Below are 14628 nucleotides of genomic sequence, written 5' to 3'. Positions count from 1 at the left end.
CCTCGCCAGCTTGCTCAGATTGCGACCAAGCTCCAGCAGTGCAAAATCGAGCAGCTTCAGCAGAAACGGCTGTTTGGCTTGGCTGATTGCCTCACGAGCTGCCAGACATCGGTCAGCAGCACGCTCAGCCGAGTGCGCCAGGGTAAGAGGTCGCCATAGCGCGCTTGGCACCGTCCTTGCGGGCTCTCCTTCTCTTCAGTTCAGGGGGGAGTGGTGTGACTGCGGATGACGCTCACAAGCCTGCAGAGCTGGTGCGTGCTTTTCTCGCTAACCTGCAAAAGGCTGCGCTGACTTCGAATGATCAGCACAGCTTCGAATGGCGGCAGGAAGCCAGACAGCTGCGCGACCGGATCTTGACCGCTGATCCGGCGGCACTCGCGCGGTTGAAAATCGACGGCCTGTGGTGGTTGGCGCTCACCGATGCCGAGACCCCAGAGTTGCGGCCAGAGGAAGGTCAGATCGAGTTCGGGCAGCCCAAACGGTGCCCGTTCACCCTTGTGGAGATCGCCGCGCCAGACTTTGACGTCGACCAGGCGGTTAATCGCTTGCTGAAGTCGGCTGCAACCGGGTGACGGGTAGGCAATTTCACGTCCTTGCGAACACGGGCCGATCGCTACTGCGCGGCACCGACAGCCGTGCTGATCTAATCGCGATCGATAGGGTGGACCTCTCGCCCCTTGGCTGCCACACTCTCAGTTATGGCCCAGCTTTACTATGCATCCAGGCATTACCGCAAAATCGGTGAGTTCATCTCTCCTGGCCACTATGGCCGAATGATTGGAATATCTCAGGCATCGCACTACCATTTTGCGCGCGAACAGATCCTTGAAAAAGCTAGGCTAGGTCTTTACCGCAGTAAGCCGTCGCGGTTGAAATGTGTATTTGCATGCGCAACCGAGGATGACATTCGCCAGTACGTCGAAGCGCAAATGCATCGGCATCCCGGCAAGGTCAGAGATCCGATTTACGAGGTGGAGACCACCGATGAAGCACCAGACCTGCACCGCGGCGATTGGAATATGGCTGAGACAGTGATGCGCGGTGGACGTGAAGCCGAAATTGCGGCAGATTTGTATTGGCGAGGGAAGGCCGGCTCAGATCAACCTTTTGGCTCTGGCACGTACATGGAGACGATTACCACGTCTCCGCTTATTGTCATTCGAAGATTGGACTAAATCTCTCGATGAAAGGGCTTTGTCTCCCTCTACCCGGGCCAACTCCCCTGGCTCAATGACGGATACATGGGGTAGGCTGGCCAGCGTGATCTTGCTCTTTTCAGCCAACTTGCGTCGCGCCTCGCGCCATTCTGGACCGCGCCAAGCGGCCAGGAGAATAGCAGCGAGCGCCGCGGTAGTGCCGCCAAATTGAGTTGCCAGAACGGCTCCCAGCGGCCCTCCGTAGTTAAGCAACAGTGCAGCCGTGATGATGCTGCCACTTACCAGCGCAACAAACACAAAGACCAACGAAACCGCCTCCATGCGCAGTTTTTTTGCCAGACAGGAATTCAACGGAGACGCGAAAGTTTCGCGTCTCTTACCCGGGTGGTGAGTGGTCAGTAAGCAATTTAGGTGGCGTTTTACTTGCAGGACGGCCACGGGTAAGGAAGGATCCATGCTGATGCTTTGAAGGGCTCTGCGCCGATGATCCTGGGCTGGATCGACTAGCTTAAGCCAAGCGTCTGCTGGGCGCAGCAGGCTGTCTGGCTGGCTTGATCCTGCCTGAAACCGTCGAGATCGCCTCGCTACAAGGAGGGATTTCGTGCATCGACTGACTCTAGATCTCTTCCGTGAGTGTGTTTGCAAGCTCTGGGTGCTTGACCAAGATGTTCGCGTGGAGTTTCTAGGCAGCTACATCTCGTCGTAATTTTTAGACACCTGATATGCCCCGTCTTACGAACGGCCCAGTGCGGTTTTATGATTGGTGCGATTAACCAAAATCGAGCAATCTTAACTTTCTGTTAAGGATAGTAACGCTGTTGTGCCGCCATGCTCACGACGGCGGTCCGAGCCAGGGCGCCGAGCCGCCAGGATCACTGTCATGCCAGCCTCACCACGTCAGCCTGTCGTTCTCCTGCTTGCCGGTGATGAGACCACTCGGCGCATGACGGCGAGCAGCTTGGAGACCTTCGGCTTCGCGGTGATTGCCACGCGCCGAGCCGGTGAGGCCGAAAGGCTTCTTCGCGAGCAGACGACAGGATCCCGGATCGACATCCTCGTTACGGACACGGACGTCCGCGACAGTGCGGACGGGCTGTCGCTTGCGGCTTTGGCACGGCGCCTCAATCCGAAGACGCACGTGATCTACGCGGCACGCTTCCCTCACACGATCCCGGCTGCGAAGCGTGTGAGTGGCGCCCCATGCCTGCGCACCCCCTACGCCGGGCATCAGCTCGCAGCCGTGATCAACGGCCTGCGGAACTCATCAGGAGCTGGCGAGGAAAAGCGCGACGCGGCCTGAGGCTAACCAGCGAGTGACCGAAGCCGGGTTCACTTCCTCTGGTCCTCCCGAACCCTTCCAGGGGCGTCCTTTGCGGCTCTACAAGGAGCAGAACTTGATCCTGCGTCTCATCTTTCTGATCAAGCGTCTCAGCATGCCAAGGAAGCTAACGACCGTCCGATGAGGCGTGTAATTTCGAGATAGTTCTTTTCTCTCTTGACGTAATGAAATTCCCATTTCAGGTTGCGCGCCATCGAAATAGGGAACATCCATGAGCGAAGAAGCTGCGGCTAGCCAGCTTGAACTGGCCAGCGACATCATCTCAGCCTACGTGGCGAAGAACAACGTGCCGGTCGGCGAACTGCCGGCGCTCATCCAGAGCGTCTATGAGAGCCTTGGCGCTCTCGGCAAGCCCACCGAGCCCGAGCCGGTGAAGCTCACGCCCCCGATCCCGATCAAGAAGTCTGTGACACCTGACTATCTGATCAGCCTTGAGGACGGGAAGCAGTACAAGTCCCTGAAGAGGCATCTCACGACGCGCGGGCTGACACCTGAGCAGTACCGCACTAAGTGGGGCCTGCCGCCGGACTATCCCATGGTAGCCGCGAACTACGCGGCCCAGCGCTCCGAACTCGCCAAGAGCATCGGCCTCGGTCAGGCGCGCAAGAACCGCGCCCGCTCAAAAGCCTGAGGGATGATGGCGGCGGCACAGAAGCGTGCTGCTGTCACTCAGCCTTAACCACGCTGCGGCAGCCTCTTCCTGAGCCGAGCAGGTCCACCCGGATCGGCGAAGCGGCGGCCGGAGGACCGACCTGTCAGTCCGGCTGCCGCACGCAGACGGGATCCATCACAACGGATCCGGCTCATCCTGCGCCCGCAGCTGCGCCGCGACGGCCACCCTGGCCTGCTCGCGGATGAGGTCGGCCAATTCCGGTTCATCGACCAGTACAGCGGCAGCCTCGCTGCTGACCCACTGCACGTCGCGCTGGCCCTTCTCGGGCCAGGTCGCCAGCTGCTTGGTGACGGTGAGGCAGTAGACGGCCACGCGGCAGGGGAGCGCCCCGCCGTCCGGCAGGCGCTTGGCGTAGGTGTAGAAGCCAACAGGGGTCTTGCTGATCGGACCGATGACACCGGCCTCCTCGCAGGCCTCGATAGCCGCGGCCCGGTGGGGCTTGCGACCTTTCATCGGCCAGCCCTTCGGCACGATCCAACGCCGGGTCTCGCGCGAGGTCACCAGCAGCACTTCGAGATCGCCATCTGGTGTCGGGCGCACCGGCAGAGCGGCCACTTGCTGCAACACCTTCGCCGATCGGGCCTTCTTCGCCTTGAGCTTTGGTGAGGCCTTCTTCGGCTTCGGCACAGACAATCTCTTCCCGGCAGGAGCCAAAGCCTACCGTGGCATCCCTGGCGGGCAAGATGCAGTCGCCGCGCCAGACACGGCAGGATCCAGGTAGCGGCGATGTCGGTGCCGGCCGCGCCTCAGAGGCTCTCGGAGGAGGCTGCCGGCTATGGGTGTTGTCTCTGTCGGTCCTCAGTAGACGGCATGCGCAGGCATCACCCGGCGGAAGATGTTTCCTTGTCACGGCTTAGTTGATGAATAATCTTCGCGTTAGGCTTGCGATTTGGCAGCACATCCTGCTGAAACACCGCCCCAAATGCATATTTTGTATGGAATACGCTCAAACAAATGATAAGAGATTGCGCGAAATCGAATTATATTGCCATTTCGATAGATACCGCTGCCTTGCCCATAAATTATGCTTTCATAAGAAATAAATTCATGCCACCTTCTTTAGGCTTAAGGCGCTTCCATTTGGACGCGGAGACTTGAGCTATCAACAAGCTGAGGCGGAGGCTTGCATGCGCAGGCTGTTCCTTTTTGCGACTGCCTTTGGGCTCGCCACAGTTGGTTTCTGGGCAATAATGGTAGCTAGCTCACCGAAGTCACACGCCAGGATCTCGTCTAGCATCGACGTCAGAGAGCTGACATTGAAAGCGCACCCTGAGCCCGCAGCGGCTTACGACGCTTTCTAAGTTTATCAGCTGCAGGACCTGTGCGGAGATCCTGATCCGGCAAGAGCAAGCGGATGGGACCTATTATTTAGTTTTTCTTTGACTGTCCTAAAGAGTGTTGCTCTAGCGATGTGTGTGTTGACTGGTATTTTAATTCGCTGTTTTCAAAATAAATAAGTATTGATTCTTTTGGTATGTCGCGCACGGATGAGGAAATGCTGCACATATTTCGAGTGCTTCTTGGGCGCATATCTCTGTTTGTTTTGTGCGTATTTGCCATTCTGTCCGGATTTTTCGCAGCCGCACGGGGCGTTTTCACACACAAAATGCATCCTCATCAGTATGTGCATGAAGTAGGCCGGACCGATGGACCTTGTACGGTGACACCTGTGGGCGTTGTCACATTTTGCAGTCCGTAACGACCGCAAATCCATCCTGAGCGTGCAGGCCTCTACGTTGGCTTCATCGGCTGAGCGGGAGGGGCCGTTCTCTCGCGCCCATCATAGCCCTCCAGCCATTGCTCACGCTCTTCCGTATCGAGTGGATACGGGCAGACATCTCGTGGCTTGCCGTTTTGGCGGGCGCGTACACCCTGAGCTGCGGGGTCATCGGCTGGTTGTGGAGGATCGCTGACGGCCATGTGCGCGCTCCGGGCACTTACGTCGGTGGGCTGAGCAGAGCTAGGATAACGCCAGAGATCAATCCGCATACGCACACGATTAAGAAGGCGTTTTCAAACCCCGCTGTCCTCAATGCAAGCACGGCAGTAGCCGTTACGGCGAATACGGCAGTCAGAAACCATGTTGCGCCTCTGAACTTCACAAAAACCCTGCTCCCGAGTGCCCTTTGAAGGCATTGGCTCGCCGGATGTAGCCGACCACTGTCCGCGGATCCCGATGGCCGCTCTGATCCATGATCCGGGCCATGTCCGCGCCGCGCTCCGCCGCCGTGGTGATGTACCCGGCGCGCAGCGAGTGAGCCCCGAAGGACGAGGCATCGAGCCCCGCAGCCGCGGCGTACCGTTTCACGATGTCTGCGACAGTCCGCGTGGTCAGCCGCTCCGCTCCTCTCACCCGCCCCGAGCGCGACACCGGCCGGAACACAGGCCCCTCTGCGATGCCGGCCGCATCGAGCCATTCCCGCACCAGCGCGACCGGGCGCACGAACCGGCCGTGAGGAATGGCCTTCTCGAACCCGGCGCCCTCCTGATCCGTCTTCGAGCGGCGCACCAGCACCCGCAGGCCTGCGGGATCCTCGCGCAGGTCTTCGACATCGAGGGCAACCAGCTCGGAGCGGCGGAAGGCGCCCGCGAAGCCCAGCGCCAGCAAAGCCCGATCCCGCTTGCCCGTGAGGGTTTGGGGCGTGTGCATCAACATGGCCGCCACGACATCAACCGTCGCCGCCGCCTTCTGCGTCGGAGCGGTGCCCACCTTGCGCCTGATGCCCTTCATGGCCGCGCGCACGGCCTCATCGTCGGTTGGATCGGGAGCCTTGGCGAGCTTGTGCGCGTAGCGGATCGCGGCGCAGCGCCGGCCGATCGTGGAGGCGGACCGTCCTGCTTCAGCCTCCGACACGAGGAAGCCGGCCACGGCCTCAGGGCTCGCCGGCAGCGGGTGAAAGCCGTAGCGGACGCACCAGGCCTCAAACACCGCCGCGTCGCCCCTGTAGGCCCGCACGGTCGCGTCCGCCTTGCTGGCGCGCTGGTAGGCTTGGACGAGGGCAGCGGCCTCCGCCGAAAAAATACCCACCGGGGGTAAATTCTCGGCGGACAGCATCGTCTCTATCGGGAGAGCCGCAGCGGGCGGCCGCGCAGGCATATCGGCCGCCGAGGCTGCCTTGGGCGCCGGCAAGGCCAATCTGAGGGCGTCAGGGTTCGACACGGCCCACCTGTTCGGCAAGATCCTCATCCCAACCGGCCGGCGGTGTCATCCCCTTCAGGCTCATCTTGGCCCCCAAGCTGGCGATCACCTTCTGCCATTGCTCGGGCGGCAGCGTACGAAGCTCGCCGAAACCAAGGTTTCTCGCGGCATCCCGAGCACCTGTAATCCAGTCCTCGACTTGGAACGGTAAAGATGGCTGATCCCCCATAGCCTTGCCCCCCTACAGCCGGTCGGTGATCAGGGTGAGGGTGCTGAGACGACGGGCAGACCCTGCATCCTTGGCGATCGCGTCGCGCGCGATACGGCTGGTCGGGATCGCGATCCGGATCTGCTGGCGAACCGCGCTCAGGAAGCGGGCGCCATCGACTTTGCTGCGCAGGCCGGCCGCATGGGCTTTCACCTCTGCGAGGTAAGCAGACACGCCTTCGCCGATGTCGACGCGGTGATCCGAGCGATGCTTCTCGGCCAGCTCCATGGCCCGCGCGACATACTGCGATGCAGGCCTAAGCGGCGCAGCAGGTGGATCGACGGGTAACATGCAGAAGCCTCTAAGGTGACGTGTCAGGAGTTTTCACGGCCGACCTGCTGGGCGAGGCGATCGCGCCAGTCCGCCGGCAGGTCCATTCCCTTCATGAGCATCCTGGCTTCGACGTTCGCGAGCACGCGCTGCCACTGCTCGGCTGGGAGCTTCGCAAGGTCGATGCCGATGCCGAGATTGCGGGCGGCGGTCGCACCTCGCCAAACGTGCGGCAGGACCGATGGCCCGCTCTCCCCCCGGCATGGGCGTTTCCGAAACTTCCGAGAATATCACTTATCGGAAGTTACGTGCGTTCACATCCGCCGGCAAGGAGGAAAGCCCACCTGAAGGAAGGCCCTCCTGTGTGCTTGTGGGCAAGTCTGCAAAACGACTGATGGGCAGGCCTGTATCCTGCCGAGGTGATGCTCACAATCCAGGCGGAAGACCTTCATCCCTCTGGCCCGCCGCTGGAGTTAGGTACGACAAGAGATGGCGCCGAGCCTCAGCCGATGGCGCTTCCACGAACTGCACGCCGGCTTTGTCGCCATTCAGCCACCGCACCTCGACAGGGTAAGCCTGACTGCCCTGTTCAAGGAGCACATCGAAGTGCGCCGGGATCTCCGCCCCAGAAGGGAATGACAAACACGCTCCCTCGTTAGACAGATTGTGCAGGAAGCACACGGACCCATGCTGCGAGCCATCCACGAGGATGGCCCGACTGGTAAGGAGAACGGCTATGCGATCCGCTCTTGGGGACAAGGGAGTTCCCATGGAGGTTACGCGATCCGCGACAGCCCACGCTTCTCGAACACGGCATTGAGCCCTTCCAAGAGAAGGTCCTGCTGCTGCCGGTCCTCATCCGCCGCGATCCGCTTCAACTGGCGGAAGGCCTCGGGCGAGATGTAGGCCGTCACCACCCGCTTGCCTTCGCGCGTCGAGGCCTTCGGATAGCGGGCTCGGACTATGGCTGACTCGGGCGCCACCGCCGTGGCCGGCGTCGGGGCAGCAGGTGCGGGCGCGGCCCCAGGCTGAGGAGGAGCAGCCTGCGACGGGCCTGATGATGCCTTGGTGCCGAACAGGCTTGGTCGCTTCGTCACGCACGCCCCCTTGCCGTCTTGTTGCTCTGCTTGCCTGCCTGCAAGCCCGCCTGCTCGCTCGCCCACGCGAACAAAGCCGCGATTTCCTCGGCCGCCTTGCCGCCGGGCTCATACTCTTCGGCGGTGCGCCCATCGATCACCGAATACGAATAGGCCACCCGCTGATGGACCACCTGCGGGGCCACCTGTGCCCCCTGCCCTTCGAGCCCGCGGCGCGCCTCCTCGACTACCGCGCTCCGGGCCGGCGCCGACGACAGCACCACCCAGGCCGGCTTGCGCGCGATCGAAGCGAGGTCCCGCGTCGCCTCGATGGCTTCGAGGTCGAATGCCGCCGGCCGGCACGGGATCAGGATGAGATCGGCCGCCCGGGCCGCTGCCAGCGAGGCACGGTCAGCGTTTGGGGCTGTGTCTATGATGAGGAGATCCGCGCCGTTCGATTGCGCCGCCTCAACGAGCTGCGGCAGGCGCTCGGCGTGATCACCGATCACCTCCGGCTCATCCGCCTGCCGCTTGTCGCCCCACTTCCGGGCCGTGGCCTGCGGGTCGAGATCGACCAGGGCCGTGCGATAGCCAGCCTGTGCGCCGGCAACCGCGAGATGCACGGCGACGGTCGTTTTCCCGACCCCGCCTTTCTGGCTGATGATGGCGATAGTCCGCACGCCTGCTCTCCTGCATGACGCCTTGCCAGCCTGTGGGCAGGCCCGCAGGACGACTCACCAACGGAACGACGCCGTTTAAGCACAAGCTCGGCCACAGGCCCTAACATTCTGTTGCAGGCCCGCCAGCATTCCCTCTCGCAGGCTGAGCGGCGAGAGGGCTTGAGGGCCAGATTGCATGCCGTTTTGCCAACCTGTGGGCAGGAGGCCTTGGCTGCATGGCCCCTTGTGGCGCTGCCTTCACATGCCTGCGATGTAGAAGGCCAGCAGTAGGGATGCTGTCAGCAGGTTGCCCCGACTTGCCTCATGACCGGCGCGAGGCAGAAGGCTGCGATACCAACGCTGGCAGCGAACCGAACAAGGAGAGCGAGAGAAGCCCGGAACGGAGGAAGGCTGCATCGGTTGCACGGGCTCGCTCGATGGCCGCAAGGATCGGCTCAGGGCTACTGGCGCTCGCGGTCGCGCAGGAGGCGCCAAGAATGGCGGCAGCCTCGAACAGACCACGGCGGGTGAGGGCGAGGGGATAAGCCATCGTCAGTGCGCCTTAGCAAGGCGGGCGGCCTTGGCGGCGGCCCAGGTGCCCTTGAGGGCGTCGGAGAGGCAGACCATCCAGGCCTCGCCGGAGGAGGCGCGGCGGGCCTTAGCGGCAGCGATGGCGGCAGCCATGATCGCGCGCTTGTCGTACTGGCCGGCGACGACGAGGGGCGCCTTGGCGGCCTGCTGGGTGGCGAGCTTGGTGAAGACGGCGGCGCGGGCGAGGGCGGCCCGCTGCCCCGGGCGGTACTGGACGCGATCGCGCTCGATGTCGTGCATCGCGGCGGTCCAGGAGAGGGAGCGGGTGGAGGACATCGGGCAACTCGCTTGAAGCAACCTTGCCTTTTTGATATAACCTCACTCGATCAGCGTCAACTCTAAAAGCGTAAGGTTGCTCCAAAATGGAAATCACCCGCGACCAATGCCGTGGGGCTCGCGCCTTGCTCGAATGGACGCAGGATCGCCTCTCAGAGGCCGCAGGCGTAGCGAAGAAGACCCTCGCCGATTTCGAGGCCGGCAAGCGGACGCCCTACGATCGCACTCTCGCTGACATCCGCCGTGCCCTTGAGGCGGCCGGCATCGAATTCATCCCCGAGAACGGCGGCGGCGCCGGGATCCGCTTCCGCATGCGGGCGGACGGCACTCGCGATGATCACTGATCGGGGTCAGCCGTGAGCCTTGTACATAACGAGCGCGCGAAGCTCTCCGCGACCTTCCTCAACAACATCGCGGTCGCCGTGATCGGCAGTGGCTTGATCGCGCCCTTCTTCGTCGCCCTCTACGGCCTAGGGAACCTGAGCGCCGAGCAGATCCGGTTTTTCGGTCTGGCCGCGCCCGGTTGGGTTCTGCTCGGTGTCGGCCTACATTTCCTGGCGAGGGCCGTTCTCGGAGGGCTCAAGGAATGACCTGGTTCGAACTCTACGCTCTGCTCGGGGGGCCGCTGGTGATCTTCGCCGTGGGCGCGTGGCTCGCCTACGACGCAAACCGCTGGCGCTGGCACCGGCCGTAATAGGAAGGCTTGCTGGTTCCCGTTGATCGCGGGTTCGCCCGTTGAGCCTCAAGACCACTTCGGTGGCTGACCCCGCCACGGTGATAACAAGCCCGGCGGGGTCCGCCTTTTTTAGGGCCTGCACGGGCGTTTCGACAAAGTGCTCTCAACGTTGCCGAGCTGGGCCGTGACTCTGGTTGGTCTGAGTCGCTTGAATTGTCAGCGAATAGGTCTCCCGCTTGCTGAGAAGTCTCTAGCCTTCGCAAATCCCGGATTGCTCGATCAAGAACGCCAATTTCTTGATAGTCGCGATTGTTCTTTAATCTGCTCTCGGCTGCCTCTCTGAGGCGGGTGAGCATCGCAATCGAGGTACCCGTCGATGTCATCGGTCGACTCCGCAGGAGTTCAGCATTGAGCCGATGATTTCTGCGGTCCGTCAATGACAACATTCATGACGACATTCTGTGAAGCCGTCCACTGCCTGCGGAGCAGGCTCTCAAACGAAGCGGAATGACTCCGGATGTGCAGGCAATTGGGCTGCGCTGGCCACGATCTGCTCCAGGCTTTGGATCTGGCTTTCAAAGGCCATCAGGGCTGGGATGCGCCAGTTTGACGAGCGGCCCCGCTTCGTGCCGAATGGCCTGTCAGGGCGGATTTCGCATCCCGCGAGTCGCCACAGGAGAACCACCGCCGCAGCAGTGACCCCCTGAAAAGCCAACGGCCCCGAGGCGGGAACCTCAGGGCCGTGGAACCGCCGAAGCGGCGATGTCGGAACTCATTGCACCTCCGATATCGCCACGCACTCCCTCGGGAGTCAAGCCGGAACGTCGCTTCTGGCAACGGTGAGGCTTTGCCGGAGACGGACCGCCACACGGCGGCGCCGAACGATCTGCCGCGGCCCGACGAGGGCCGGGAACGATGCTTGTTGATGAGATCCGCCGGGCGGTAGAGGCCGCACCGCGCGTGAAGCTGCCCGAGGTGGCGGCCGTGCTCTGGCGCGCCTACGGGGCAGGGCAGGTGACCGAGGCTGAGGCTGAGGAACTGTCCGCCCTCATCGAGCAGCGGAAGGCCCTACCTGCGGTTCAAGCAGCCCCCAGGAAAGCCGTAGGCTCTCGGCCGCGATCAGACGCCAGCCTGGAGCGTCGACGCCGCTGGGCGGCCTCCGGCCGGCTTCCTCCAGCCCTTGCCGCGCGCTTCACTCCCGGCGAGATCGCGGTTCTCAGCCTCGTCGCTGCCGAGGTCTGCCGGCGCGGGGACTGTCGTCTCGCCGTGGGCCACATCGCGGCCCTCGCCGGGGTCTGCGAGACGCTGGTCCGCAACGCCCTGCGCGAAGCCCGTAAGCTCGGGCTGGTCACGATCGAGGAGCGAGCGATCACGGGGTGGCGCAACGATACGAACGTGGTCCGCATCGTCTCGGAGGAGTGGCGCGCCTGGCTGCGGCTCGCCAAGGGCCGATCAGCGCCTGCCCCGACGCTTCGTTGGCCCACCGACAAGGCATCCCGCAAGCCTGCCGCCTCGTCCGTGGGGGGAGGGTGCAGATCTGCACAGGGCACGCCTACTGATAGGGATAATCCTGTGAACTCAGGGCATCGGAACCCAAACAGGGCTGCCGAGCGGCAGGGTCGCAGGTAGGGCATCCCAACCTAGAGGCGGGACAGCGCCACCGCGGAAGCGGATCAAGTCAGGATCGGAAGGCCATGTGCGGGCGTCATAAGACGCACAGCAGGCGTCCGCTTGGCCGAACAGACTCACAGATGTGGCGCATTTTTGCTCATTTGCACCGCTTTCTAGTCACTTATAAATTCCTGACCCTTTGATGCGACCGGATCTAGCTTTAATATCCAATCCAATACCAAAAATAAAAATCGCAAAATTTAATTGCTAGCAATATAAATCATCATACAAAATCTTAATTTGACTTATCTGCCTAGGTCATACAAAGGGCGATAGTTTGGAGTTTTGGCACTATCTATGACTGACGAACACGCACCAGAATTCAACACCGTTGCCCTGACGACGGAGATTGTCTCAGCCTACTTGTCCCACAACCATGTCCCTGCGAGTGAACTGGCGGCTCTGATACAGGGTGTCCATACTCAGCTCACACGGCTTGGACAGCCGGCCGAGCTAATGCCCGAGCGGCCAGTTCCGATGATCCCGATCAAGAAGACGATCACGCCGGATGCGATCATCTCGCTGGAGGACGGCAAGCCCTACAAGTCGCTCAAGCGGCACCTGTCGGGCCGGGGCCTGACGCCGGAGCAGTACCGCGAGAAGTGGGGCCTGCCGCCGGATTACCCGATGGTGGCGGCCAACTACGCCGCTCAGCGATCTCAGCTTGCTAAAGCCGCGGGGCTTGGGCGTAAAGCTTAGTGAATTCTGCAATACGGCACAATGTGGTGGTCGGAACGACCACCACAGCAACGAAGCGCACAGGTCATACTTACGTAGATTTGCAACGCAAAGATGAATTTGAAATCTCAGACTGCAATCTAAAAAATCGGTTGTGGATTATTATCGAGCGCTGCCGATCCTAGTAGCGAATGTGTATTATTCGACACACTAGGAGTGTGTCTATGAATGACTTCGAGGTTGGCATACCTGAACCTAAGGTGCAGATTATCGAACTAGTTGCAAGGATCGTATCTGCCTACGTAGCAAACAACTCTACTCCTCATGACGGTTTGCCAAATCTGATCGCGATGGTGAACCGCGCTTTGAGCGAACTCGGCAAATCTTCGCCGTCTGTTGTTGAAGAGACAGCTAAAGCTACTTCAGCGCAGATCAAAAAATCTATCACTCCCGACTATCTTATCAGCTTCATCGACGGAAAAATGTACAAGTCGATGAAGCGGCATCTGACGAAGAACGGGCTGACACCTGACGAGTACCGCCGGAAGTACGGTTTGCCAGTCGATTACCCCATGGTGGCACCGAACTATGCGGCCCAACGGTCCGAACTCGCCAAGAGCCTCGGGCTTGGTCAGCTGCGCCGGAAGGCCACTGAGGCGAGCACGCCTGCCGAGCCAAAGAAGGGACGTGGGCGGCCGAAGTAGGCTGCCGCCGCGGAGTAGCGCAGACGGGTTCTGCCTACATGACTTCTGGGCTGGATGGAGAGCTTGAGGCTTAACCCCTTTCGAAGACCAACTACCCCGGAGGCGTCACGCCATGTTGGCCTCTGATGTGCTGATATGGAGCCACGGCATGACATGATCACCTCACGCCCCGCCCGGCATCGTCCTGGCGGGGCTTTTCGTTCCTGCCTCAGTCCGAGGCCGATCCGATTGCGAACTCCATGCCTCGGCCAGGTCCCTGATCAGTGTAATCGATTAGTGTGTAGCCGCGCTCCGTGAGGGCCGCCTCCAGGCTGTCGCGGTGCTTGCGGAACATCTGTCCGATCGCGAGGGGAGTGAGCCGGGGATTACCCTGCCGGAGCTGATCCACGCCGACCTGAAGCGGGACGCCTTCCCGGTCTGCGATCCGCACAAGGGCGGAAGCTAACTCTGTTGCCTTCGTTTCAGAGGCTGACTTCACCTTGAATGCCATAGCGTAATCCTTGACCTGAATTCCGTTCGCCTCAGCCGCCCGCGATCTGCTCGGCGAAATCCTCCGGGATCTCTCCGAACCGGCCCAGGATCGAGACCCCGTCCAGCTCGCCGGTCTCGTCGTCAGCCACGATCTTGAGCGCCGCTGCGCCCGGCATCCGTGCGGCGATCGCCTCGGCCCGCTTCAGCGCTCCACTTTCGGTCGGCGCCACGTCGCGCGTGCCAGGGCGCAGCTTCTTGCGGTGGATCTCAAACGTCTGAACCACGAACGTCGTCCGCATCGCCATTGCCGGCCTCCCGCATGTTCTGATTTTGTTCTAGCATTCGACCAGGCGGAAGTCTCGCGGGGGTGAGTGCGGCATGGGACAGGGGCGGGGCATCGGCGGCGCGAAGGTCACCTGCCTCGCTCAGTACCCCTATGTGATCGTGCGCGTGGCCTGCGGGATGTGCGCGTCCCGGCGCGGCTCGTACCGGCTGGCTCGCCTCGCTGAGCGTTTCGGCGCCGACACACCGCTAGAGCGCGTGCTCGAGGGGATCGCAGCCGACTGCCCTTACCCGCCGCCGGACAAGGTGCGGGGCAACCAGTATCACCCGCGGTGCCACGCCTACTTCCCGGACCTTGTCGAAGCGCCCCGCCCGCCGGATCTGCCGCCGGCTCTCACCAAACTGCGCGTGCTACCAGGCGGCAAGGGCTGATCGCCCAGACGGCATAGGCGCGGGCCCGCTCGGCGGCTACGATCCCGGCCCATGTGCAACCTCTACAGCCTCACCCGATCACCGGACGAGATCCGGCGCACCTTCGCGGTGATCCGCGACGAGACCGGCAACCTGCCGCCGCTGCCTGGGATCTTCCCCGACCAGATGGCGCCCGTGGTGCGCTCGGGCGAGGACGGGCGCGAGCTGACGATGATGCGGTGGGGCTTCCCACCGCCGCCTCGCGTGGGCAACCAGCCCGTCACCAA

At 62.0% G+C, this 14628-nt stretch carries 21 protein-coding genes; 10 read left to right on the top strand and 11 right to left on the bottom strand.

Annotated elements, in window-relative coordinates; genetic code table 11:
• The first annotated feature begins 215 nt into the window (after nucleotides 1-215).
• The 4 genes from ACE101_RS31595 (at nucleotide 216) to ACE101_RS31580 (ending at nucleotide 3127) form a co-directional block, all read left to right on the top strand.
• Entirely contained in the window at nucleotides 216-572 is a 357-nt protein-coding gene (locus tag ACE101_RS31595) for a hypothetical protein (protein WP_379139221.1), read from the top strand.
• 105 nt (nucleotides 573-677) lie between these two features.
• Nucleotides 678-1175 carry a DUF2441 domain-containing protein gene (locus tag ACE101_RS31590; RefSeq protein WP_379139220.1) on the top strand — a complete coding sequence of 166 codons (498 nt, stop codon included), beginning with the start codon at nucleotides 678-680 and terminating at the stop codon, nucleotides 1173-1175.
• 925 nt (nucleotides 1176-2100) lie between these two features.
• Nucleotides 2101-2457 (top strand): response regulator, encoded by a 357-nt coding sequence (locus ACE101_RS31585; protein ID WP_379139219.1) that lies wholly within the window; start codon nucleotides 2101-2103, stop codon nucleotides 2455-2457.
• Between the two features lie 250 nt (nucleotides 2458-2707).
• A complete protein-coding gene (locus tag ACE101_RS31580) occupies nucleotides 2708-3127 on the top strand; it encodes a Ros/MucR family transcriptional regulator (protein WP_379139218.1) in 420 nt (139 codons plus the stop codon).
• A 156-nt stretch (nucleotides 3128-3283) separates the two neighbouring features.
• Here ACE101_RS31580 and ACE101_RS31575 read toward each other — a convergent pair whose 3' ends face one another.
• From ACE101_RS31575 to ACE101_RS31535, 9 genes are all read right to left on the bottom strand, one after another.
• On the bottom strand, nucleotides 3284-3796 hold the full coding sequence (locus ACE101_RS31575) for an NUDIX hydrolase (protein WP_379139217.1): 513 nt from the start codon (nucleotides 3794-3796) through the stop codon (nucleotides 3284-3286).
• 1104 nt (nucleotides 3797-4900) lie between these two features.
• The gene (locus ACE101_RS31570) at nucleotides 4901-5089 is read right to left on the bottom strand and encodes a ribosome modulation factor (RefSeq protein ID WP_379139215.1); all 189 of its coding nucleotides are present in this window, start codon (nucleotides 5087-5089) and stop codon (nucleotides 4901-4903) included.
• A 178-nt stretch (nucleotides 5090-5267) separates the two neighbouring features.
• Nucleotides 5268-6224 carry a site-specific integrase gene (locus ACE101_RS31565; RefSeq protein ID WP_379139214.1) on the bottom strand — a complete coding sequence of 319 codons (957 nt, stop codon included), beginning with the start codon at nucleotides 6222-6224 and terminating at the stop codon, nucleotides 5268-5270.
• Between the two features lie 91 nt (nucleotides 6225-6315).
• Complete coding sequence (locus ACE101_RS31560; protein WP_379139213.1) at nucleotides 6316-6537, bottom strand: hypothetical protein; 222 nt, start codon at nucleotides 6535-6537, stop codon at nucleotides 6316-6318.
• A gap of 12 nt (nucleotides 6538-6549) precedes the next feature.
• Nucleotides 6550-6804 carry a hypothetical protein gene (locus ACE101_RS31555; RefSeq protein ID WP_379139212.1) on the bottom strand — a complete coding sequence of 85 codons (255 nt, stop codon included), beginning with the start codon at nucleotides 6802-6804 and terminating at the stop codon, nucleotides 6550-6552.
• 468 nt (nucleotides 6805-7272) lie between these two features.
• Entirely contained in the window at nucleotides 7273-7617 is a 345-nt protein-coding gene (locus tag ACE101_RS31550; RefSeq protein ID WP_379139211.1) for a PilZ domain-containing protein, read from the bottom strand.
• Between the two features lie 5 nt (nucleotides 7618-7622).
• Nucleotides 7623-7829: a ribbon-helix-helix domain-containing protein gene (locus ACE101_RS31545; RefSeq protein ID WP_379139238.1), complete on the bottom strand. Its 207-nt coding sequence runs from the start codon at nucleotides 7827-7829 to the stop codon at nucleotides 7623-7625.
• A 110-nt stretch (nucleotides 7830-7939) separates the two neighbouring features.
• A complete protein-coding gene (gene parA, locus ACE101_RS31540) occupies nucleotides 7940-8602 on the bottom strand; it encodes a ParA family partition ATPase (protein ID WP_379139210.1) in 663 nt (220 codons plus the stop codon).
• Between the two features lie 531 nt (nucleotides 8603-9133).
• A complete protein-coding gene (locus ACE101_RS31535) occupies nucleotides 9134-9448 on the bottom strand; it encodes a hypothetical protein (RefSeq protein WP_379139209.1) in 315 nt (104 codons plus the stop codon).
• Nucleotides 9449-9534: 86 nt separating this feature from the next.
• Here ACE101_RS31535 and ACE101_RS31530 point away from each other — a divergent pair, with 86 nt between their 5' ends.
• From ACE101_RS31530 to ACE101_RS31515, 4 genes are all read left to right on the top strand, one after another.
• Nucleotides 9535-9792, top strand: a complete 258-nt coding sequence (locus ACE101_RS31530; protein WP_379139208.1) for a helix-turn-helix transcriptional regulator — start codon at nucleotides 9535-9537, stop codon at nucleotides 9790-9792.
• A 12-nt stretch (nucleotides 9793-9804) separates the two neighbouring features.
• A complete protein-coding gene (locus tag ACE101_RS31525) occupies nucleotides 9805-10038 on the top strand; it encodes a hypothetical protein (protein ID WP_379139207.1) in 234 nt (77 codons plus the stop codon).
• Between the two features lie 2054 nt (nucleotides 10039-12092).
• Entirely contained in the window at nucleotides 12093-12494 is a 402-nt protein-coding gene (locus tag ACE101_RS31520; protein ID WP_379139206.1) for a Ros/MucR family transcriptional regulator, read from the top strand.
• Nucleotides 12495-12697: 203 nt separating this feature from the next.
• Entirely contained in the window at nucleotides 12698-13177 is a 480-nt protein-coding gene (locus ACE101_RS31515) for a Ros/MucR family transcriptional regulator (protein WP_379139205.1), read from the top strand.
• 208 nt (nucleotides 13178-13385) lie between these two features.
• On the opposite strand, the gene ACE101_RS31510 is transcribed toward ACE101_RS31515, so the two are convergent.
• Together ACE101_RS31510 and ACE101_RS31505 are read right to left on the bottom strand one after the other, a co-directional pair.
• Nucleotides 13386-13667: an adenylosuccinate synthase gene (locus ACE101_RS31510; RefSeq protein ID WP_379139204.1), complete on the bottom strand. Its 282-nt coding sequence runs from the start codon at nucleotides 13665-13667 to the stop codon at nucleotides 13386-13388.
• Between the two features lie 31 nt (nucleotides 13668-13698).
• On the bottom strand, nucleotides 13699-13953 hold the full coding sequence (locus tag ACE101_RS31505; protein ID WP_379129811.1) for a hypothetical protein: 255 nt from the start codon (nucleotides 13951-13953) through the stop codon (nucleotides 13699-13701).
• Nucleotides 13954-14026: 73 nt separating this feature from the next.
• Here ACE101_RS31505 and ACE101_RS31500 point away from each other — a divergent pair, with 73 nt between their 5' ends.
• Together ACE101_RS31500 and ACE101_RS31495 are read left to right on the top strand one after the other, a co-directional pair.
• On the top strand, nucleotides 14027-14362 hold the full coding sequence (locus ACE101_RS31500; RefSeq protein WP_379139203.1) for a hypothetical protein: 336 nt from the start codon (nucleotides 14027-14029) through the stop codon (nucleotides 14360-14362).
• Between the two features lie 51 nt (nucleotides 14363-14413).
• Nucleotides 14414-14628 (top strand): SOS response-associated peptidase family protein (locus tag ACE101_RS31495; protein ID WP_379139202.1); only part of this gene is annotated, 215 nt, incomplete at its 3' end.

Origin of the sequence: Methylobacterium carpenticola (assembly GCF_042748905.1) — a bacterium.
In the GTDB taxonomy this organism is placed as follows: Bacteria; Pseudomonadota; Alphaproteobacteria; order Rhizobiales; family Beijerinckiaceae; genus Methylobacterium; species Methylobacterium carpenticola.
The sequence above is the reverse complement of the archived record's forward strand: the minus strand, read 5'-3'. Positions and strand labels throughout refer to the sequence as shown.